This window comes from Rhabdobacter roseus, assembly GCF_014202275.1.
In the GTDB taxonomy this organism is placed as follows: domain Bacteria; phylum Bacteroidota; class Bacteroidia; order Cytophagales; family Spirosomataceae; genus Rhabdobacter; species Rhabdobacter roseus.
The window spans coordinates 249,332-255,691 of sequence record NZ_JACHGF010000005.1 but is presented as its reverse complement, the minus strand read 5'-3'; the positions used below and the strand labels follow the sequence as shown (position 1 = coordinate 255,691).

The window sequence follows — 6,360 nt, the reverse complement described above, 5'->3', positions numbered from 1 at the left end:
AAAGAGGTACTTTGAAAGAGGTACTTTGAAAGAGGTACTTTGAAAGAGGTACTTTGAAAGAGGTACTTTGAAAGAGGTACTTTGAAAGAGGTACTTTGAAAGAGGTACTTGGCGGCCTAGGCCGCCAAGTACCTCTTCTTGTTTTTACCGCATACCGGGCCGCGGCACTACGGGCAAGCTCTCGTTGCCTTCTTCGCTCACCGCCTGCACGGCAAAGAAGTAGTTGTCCTTGGAGTAGGGGAGCGTAAGTCCCAGTTTATCAGTAAAAAATTTCTTTTGCCAGAAGGGCCAATGGGTTTCGCGCATCAGCACGTAGTACCCCTTCACTTTGCCCGCCTTGGGGGCTTGCCAGTAGAGGGTCGTGGCGTTGGTGAGGCTACGAGCTTCCAGGGTTACGTTTTGGGGCTGGGCGGGCGCTTTGGCCAGGTTAGCGAGGTTGGCCAGGTTCAGGGCCGTATTTTTACGAAGGTACTCGAAGTCCATAAACCGGGCGTAGTCGCCAAACTCGACGCCCTTCTCGGTACGCAGATCCTGGTGCTGGCGTTCGAAGTTCTCGTTCATTTCGGTAATGCGCACCGCCGCGAAGTCGCGGTTCACGAAGGGCGTGTGGTCGCCGCCGCGCAGGTACCGGTCGTTGCGGTAGATGAGCCGTACTTCCAGCTGGTCCACGTAGCGCTCACCAACCTCCTTCACGTAGCGGGCCAGCGTGCGGGCCTTGCCGTCGTTTTCGAGGCCGTACTGCCGTACCTGCGCCGCCCGCTCGCCGGTTTCGAAGCCCGACAGCCCCTCGCTGAATACCCGTACCACCGTGTTGTTGACGATGCGCGTATCGTGGCTGTGGTTGGAGCCCATGATGTCGTTGTTGAGCAGGGCTTCGAGGTTCCACTTTTCGTCGCGCGCGCGTTGGGCCAGGTGCTCGGCACCCAGCAGGCCCTGCTCCTCGCCGCTCACGGCCACAAACACGATGGTAGCCGGAAAGCGGGCTTTGCTCAGTACCCGTACGAGCTCAATTACGGCGGCGGTGCCGGAGCCGTCGTCGTTGGCACCGGGGGCGTCGGCGGTGCGGTTCATGACGTCCGTGACGCGGCTGTCGATATGGCCACTCACCAGCAGTATGCGGTCGTCGGCCGGGTCGGTACCTTTCAGGGTAGCCATCACGTTGCCCATCTCTACGGGTTTGTCCACGCGGCGGCCGTCGGGCTGGAGCGTCCATGTGTCAATAGTAGCCGTAAGCCGCCCGCCCGACTGCCGGGCGTATTCCTGAAACTTCCGAAGTACCCACTCGCGCGCCGCGCCGATGCCCCGCTGGCCTTCTTGGCCGCTGAGCGTGTGCCGCGTACCAAAGCTCACCAGTCCGTCGACGTGGGCGCGGAGGCTGTCGGCGGATACCTCGGCTACCAGCTGCGCAATAGCCGGGTCACGCTGGACGATGGTTTGGGAAAAGGTATAGGTGAGGGGTGAAATCAGAAGTACATAAAGAAGCAAAGTTTGTTTCATAGAGGTAAGAAAACATTTAGGTAGACCAGAAAGAGTAAAAATATAAAATTGTATCTACTTTGGCGGATATACAGGCGAAGAATCTCCAGCCGATGACGCCGGCAACAAGCGCAGAAACTACCAAAGATCATACTGAGTCTGTCAGAATGATCATAGTTTACTCCTCCCTTTTGCTGGTATTTTTGCTCCGGTGGTTTAAGTACCTGTAAGGGGGATTTGTTTTAAAAAATGCTTTTCCCGCTACATCCAAAAGCTCTTGAAGCCGAAGACTCGAAGCAAGCCTTACGAAAGCAGTACTTAAAAAGTAGTACTTGACCCTATAGAACGTATGAAAAACGTATTGATAACCGGAGCCGCGGGAAATGTAGGATTGGCTTTGATAGAGGCTTTACACCAGCACAACGGCCCGCTGAAAATCCGGGCGGGGGTACGCAACCTGAATGAGGTACCCGCTTCGCTACGTGCTTACCCGCTGGAACTGACGCATTTTGATTTTACGGATGAGGCTACCTACTATCCGGCTCTGGCGGGCTGCGACATGCTGTTTCTGCTGCGTCCACCCCAGCTTTCAAAGGTAAATAAATATTTTAAGCCGTTGATCGAGGCAGCCGAAAAGGCCAAGGTGCAGCATGTTGTATTCCTGTCGGTGCAGGGGGTGGAGAATACTAGTTTTATTCCCCATCACAAAATAGAGAAGCTAATTGTGCAGAGCAGCCTTCCGTACACGTTTCTACGCCCGGCTTACTTCATGCAGAATTTTTCTACATCCCTCCGCCAGGAGCTGTTAGTCCGAAAGCGAATATTCCTGCCCGCCGGGAAGGCCTCCTTTACGCTGGTGGACGTGCGGGACGTTGGTGCCGTAGCGGCTCGGATACTTGCTGCCCCCCTTCAGCACCGCTACCAAGCCTATGACCTGACGGCGCAAGACCGCCTTACTTTCGGAGAAATGGCAACAAGCCTGAGCCGTGGACTCGGTACCCGTATTACTTACGAGTCGCCGGGGTTGCTACGTTTTTTTTGGAAAAAATGGCAAGAAAAAGTGCCGAAGGGGTACATTTTGGTAATGATTATGCTCCACTACCTACCCCGCTTCCAGCGTGTACCTCCGCTATCGGACTGGGTAGAAACCCTGACAGGGCGACCGCCTATTTCTTTTGCGGAGTACGTACAGGACCATAAGCGGCAACTAGTATAGGTATAAAAAAGTAAGTACAACAGACAGCAGTAGGGACAGTGGAGCCTTCGTTTGCTTCTGGCTTCGCTCCTCGATTCCCGCGCTCCCTCGTTCTCTTTGCTCACGAAGAAGGTATTTCGTCAACGGCCGGGACAGAAGGCGGCAGCGGGTAGTCATTGAATGTACCCCATAGGTAGGTACTGAGCGTGCAGGGAACTGGGTACACCACACCAAGTACCCCCGCAGAACCATCCCTGTGCTCTCTGTTGGAACCTGATAGCCAGGGCCAGTTACGCTTGCTGAATGGACTCACCAAGAACAACCTCAGCCAGCTCTATCTCAATAGAGCCATTTATTTTAAGGTACATACCGTTGTTGTGGGCATTCTGTAGGAGGGTGTTCAGCCGCTGCCGTACCTCTTCCAGATCCTGAATACGTTTTTGGGAATGAAGAGCGTTGCCGAGGCCCGTTTCCAGGCAGTTGAGTATCTCTAGATTGTGGTGCTTGATTTTGCTGTTAATGAGGTCCAGAATAACAGTGCCAGCCTCCGTAGGTGTAAAGGTTCCGTCTATTAGCTTGAATGAATGCGTATTTTCCATTTTAATTATATTTAGAAGTTAGATACTTGGTGAGAGATCCTTCTCCTGGCCTCCTACTGTCGTCAGGCGAAGCGTTGCCTGACGACAGTAGGCCCAGGGATTAAGAACCGGATACTTTTTTTCTTCCTATACCAGTTGTATGTCGCTTTGCAGCGACAGGTACCCGCCCTGTTGCTCAATGTACCGACGTACCTCGTAGAGGTCCTTCTGAAGTTCCCGAATGCGCGCTTCGCGCATCTTGATGTCCTCTTCGGCGCTATCCTTCTGGATTTTTTCTTCGTGGTATTTAATTTTGACGTGAATCAGGCGGGTGATGAGTTCGGCGGCCTCCCGCGAGCCAAACTGCCCCTTGAAAAGTTGAATCTGCATGGTCGTAGTGGGTTTTATTGTCCTTGTCCCATTGAGAAGGCCTGCTTGCCGTCAAAGGCGTAAAGGTTCTCGGTTTTGATGGTATCTATGTTCAGGCCTTCGGCCTGGCTGAGCAGGTCGATGATGTGCTGCTTGGTCATGGGATAGCCGTTGACGGGTTTAAAGCGACAGCGCCAGTGATCGGTGCAGAAGGTTTCCTGGAAGCCCTCGGGCCATACCTTGATACCCCGGTTGGTGATCATAGTTAGCTCCACCTGCTCGGACTGGATGTTGTGGAGCGCCTGGGCCAGCTCATCAGGGTTGAGGCCCGGCCACTGTACAAACACATCCACGCCAAGCAACTCTTTACGGGCGGGTGCCTTGCGCTGGTACTTGGGGAGCTTGAGTGCCGAGCCTTTGGCGTAAGATACGGGCTTCAGCCTGGTAGGTTTCTGGCCCAGGTTGGCAATGACGGCCTGCGCAAACTCTTTGGTACCGACGCGCTCCTTGCTGGTACCCTCCTTGTAGATGTCGTAGGTATGGATGCCTTCTTCAATGGTCTTGAGCCAGGCATTCTGTACCTTCTCGGCTACGGTAGTCTGGCCTAGGTGATTGAGCATCATAATAGCTCCCTGGAGCAACCCTGACGGGTTGGCCAGGTTCTGACCCGCGCGGCGGGGGGCTGAGCCGTGAATGGCCTCAAACATAGCACACTCCTCACCAATGTTAGCCGAGCCTGCCAGCCCTACCGAGCCTGCAATCTGCGCCGCTACGTCAGACAGCACGTCGCCGTAGAGGTTGGGCATCACGATCACGTCGAAGTTCTCGGGGGTGTCGGCCATTTTGGCGGCTCCAATATCAATAATCCAGTGCTCATTCTCGATGTCGGGGTACTCTTGCGCTATTTCCTCAAATACCTGGTGAAACAGCCCGTCGGTTTGCTTCATGATGTTGTCTTTGGTGAAGCAGGTGACCTTCTTGCGGCCGTACTGACGGGCGTACTCAAAGGCATAGCGGACAATCTTCTCGCAGCCGGGGCGGCTGATAAGCTTAAGGCACTGTACTACTTCGTCGGTCTGCTGGTGCTCGATACCGGCGTACAGATCCTCCTCATTTTCACGGACAATCACAAGATCCATGTCGGGGTGCTTGGTGCGTACAAAGGGATGAAGGCTGGCGCAGGGGCGTACATTGGCGTACAAGCCCAGGAACTTGCGGGTGGTGACGTTGAGGCTCTTGTAGCCACCTCCCTGTGGTGTAGTGATGGGGGCTTTCAGAAACACCTTGTTGCGACGAATGGTGTCCCAGGACCCTTTGGCAATGCCGGAGGTATTACCTGCCAGGTACACCTTTTCGCCTACCTCAATTTCTTCAATTTGCAGATCCGCACCAGCGGCCAGAATAATACTCAGCGTGGCATCCATGATTTCGGGACCGATGCCATCTCCCTTTGCTACGGTAATTGTTGCCATAAAGTATAGATTACTTATTGTGATTGAACGCTGCAAAGTTGTGAAGCACAAATCATAAGTTTTTATTTATATTTACTATGCTTATCATAAAGAAAATTTATGAACTATACCCTCCATCAACTCCAGGTGTTCTTTAAAATCACCCAGACGCAGAGCATCACCAAGGCTGCCGAGGAGCTATACCTCACACAGCCAGCGGTATCCATTCAGCTCCGTAATTTTCAGGACCAGTTTGACATACCTCTGACGGAGGTAGTAGGCCGAAAGCTCTACATCACGGACTTTGGACGAGAGATAGCCGAAGCAGCAGAAAAGATTCTAAACGAGGTGTATGCCATCAACTACAAGACGCTGGCCTACAAGGGGCAGCTCACGGGCCGCCTGAAGGTATCGGTAGTATCAACGGGTAAGTACGTGATGCCCTTCTTTCTGGCACCTTTCCTGAAGCAGCACGAAGGCGTGGAGCTAGTCATGGACGTGACCAACAAGGCCCAAGTGATTGAGAGCCTGGAACGAAACGAGGTGGATTTCTCGCTGGTGTCCGTACTGCCGGATACCTTGCCGCTTTTGAACGTGGAGCTAATGCCTAACCGCCTCTATCTGGTAGCCAACACGGATACCAAGTACCCCGGCCAGCCCTACGACTGGAGCGTCTTCGAAACGCTCCCGCTCATCTACCGGGAGAAAGGCTCCGGTACTCGTAGTGTGATGGAGAAGTTCTTTGACAGCAGTGGCATCAAGCTGCGCAAAAAGCTGGAGCTTACTTCCAATGAGGCGGTAAAGCAGGCCGTACTAGCCGGGCTGGGTTGCTCCATCATGCCCATCATTGGGCTAAAGAACGAACTTCGCAACCAGGACCTGCGGATCATCCCGGTGAAGGGTTTTCCCATTAGCTCTACCTGGCAGCTGGTGTGGATGAAAAACAAGAACCTATCGCCGGTGGCGGTAGCTTTCCTGGACTACCTTAAACGAGAGAAACAGACGATTATACAGGATAAGTTCAGCTGGATAGAGGCATGAAGCCAGCTACCCTATACCGATTGCTGGGCCAAAATGTATGGGTCGAGGTTCAATCAAGTAGGGGCCTGAATCTTACGGGAAGGGTGAATGGACTCGCTTGTGGACAAGTACTTTGGTAATAAAGGGGTACTTTTGAAAAATAAGCCTCATCCATTACAACCTATTTTCTCAAAGAAAGCTCTTTTTCAAAAATACCCAACCCTGCGTTCAGATGAGACTACAAATGTTATTTTTTATCGGGATACTGTTA

At 53.1% G+C, this 6,360-nt stretch carries 6 protein-coding genes; 2 read left to right on the top strand and 4 right to left on the bottom strand.

The features are described from left to right. Window positions 1-144 precede the first annotated feature (144 nt). On the bottom strand, window positions 145-1,497 hold the full coding sequence (locus tag HNQ92_RS17400; protein WP_184175501.1) for a M20/M25/M40 family metallo-hydrolase: 1,353 nt from the start codon (window positions 1,495-1,497) through the stop codon (window positions 145-147). 328 nt (window positions 1,498-1,825) lie between these two features. Between HNQ92_RS17400 and HNQ92_RS17395 the strand changes: the two genes are divergently transcribed. Continuing rightward, the gene (locus HNQ92_RS17395) at window positions 1,826-2,692 is read left to right on the top strand and encodes an NmrA family NAD(P)-binding protein (protein WP_184175499.1); all 867 of its coding nucleotides are present in this window, start codon (window positions 1,826-1,828) and stop codon (window positions 2,690-2,692) included. A gap of 269 nt (window positions 2,693-2,961) precedes the next feature. On the opposite strand, the gene HNQ92_RS17390 is transcribed toward HNQ92_RS17395, so the two are convergent. The 3 genes from HNQ92_RS17390 to HNQ92_RS17380 all read right to left on the bottom strand — a co-directional run bounded on the left by HNQ92_RS17390 (window position 2,962) and on the right by HNQ92_RS17380 (window position 5,090). Next, a complete protein-coding gene (locus HNQ92_RS17390) occupies window positions 2,962-3,270 on the bottom strand; it encodes a hypothetical protein (protein ID WP_184175497.1) in 309 nt (102 codons plus the stop codon). Window positions 3,271-3,396: 126 nt separating this feature from the next. After that, on the bottom strand, window positions 3,397-3,639 hold the full coding sequence (locus HNQ92_RS17385) for a hypothetical protein (protein WP_184175495.1): 243 nt from the start codon (window positions 3,637-3,639) through the stop codon (window positions 3,397-3,399). Between the two features lie 14 nt (window positions 3,640-3,653). Then, on the bottom strand, window positions 3,654-5,090 hold the full coding sequence (locus HNQ92_RS17380) for an NADP-dependent isocitrate dehydrogenase (RefSeq protein WP_184175493.1): 1,437 nt from the start codon (window positions 5,088-5,090) through the stop codon (window positions 3,654-3,656). A gap of 99 nt (window positions 5,091-5,189) precedes the next feature. On the opposite strand from HNQ92_RS17380, the gene HNQ92_RS17375 reads away from it, so the two are divergent. Continuing rightward, complete coding sequence (locus HNQ92_RS17375; RefSeq protein WP_184175491.1) at window positions 5,190-6,110, top strand: LysR family transcriptional regulator; 921 nt, start codon at window positions 5,190-5,192, stop codon at window positions 6,108-6,110. The last annotated feature ends 250 nt before the right edge of the window (window positions 6,111-6,360 follow it).

Coding starts and splice junctions, on each gene's coding strand:
- HNQ92_RS17380 (WP_184175493.1), bottom strand. CDS start 5,090: ATGGCAACAATTACCGTAGCAAAGGGAGATGGCATCGGTCCCGAAATC.
- HNQ92_RS17395 (WP_184175499.1), top strand. CDS start 1,826: ATGAAAAACGTATTGATAACCGGAGCCGCGGGAAATGTAGGATTGGCT.
- HNQ92_RS17375 (WP_184175491.1), top strand. CDS start 5,190: ATGAACTATACCCTCCATCAACTCCAGGTGTTCTTTAAAATCACCCAG.
- HNQ92_RS17385 (WP_184175495.1), bottom strand. CDS start 3,639: ATGCAGATTCAACTTTTCAAGGGGCAGTTTGGCTCGCGGGAGGCCGCC.
- HNQ92_RS17400 (WP_184175501.1), bottom strand. CDS start 1,497: ATGAAACAAACTTTGCTTCTTTATGTACTTCTGATTTCACCCCTCACC.
- HNQ92_RS17390 (WP_184175497.1), bottom strand. CDS start 3,270: ATGGAAAATACGCATTCATTCAAGCTAATAGACGGAACCTTTACACCT.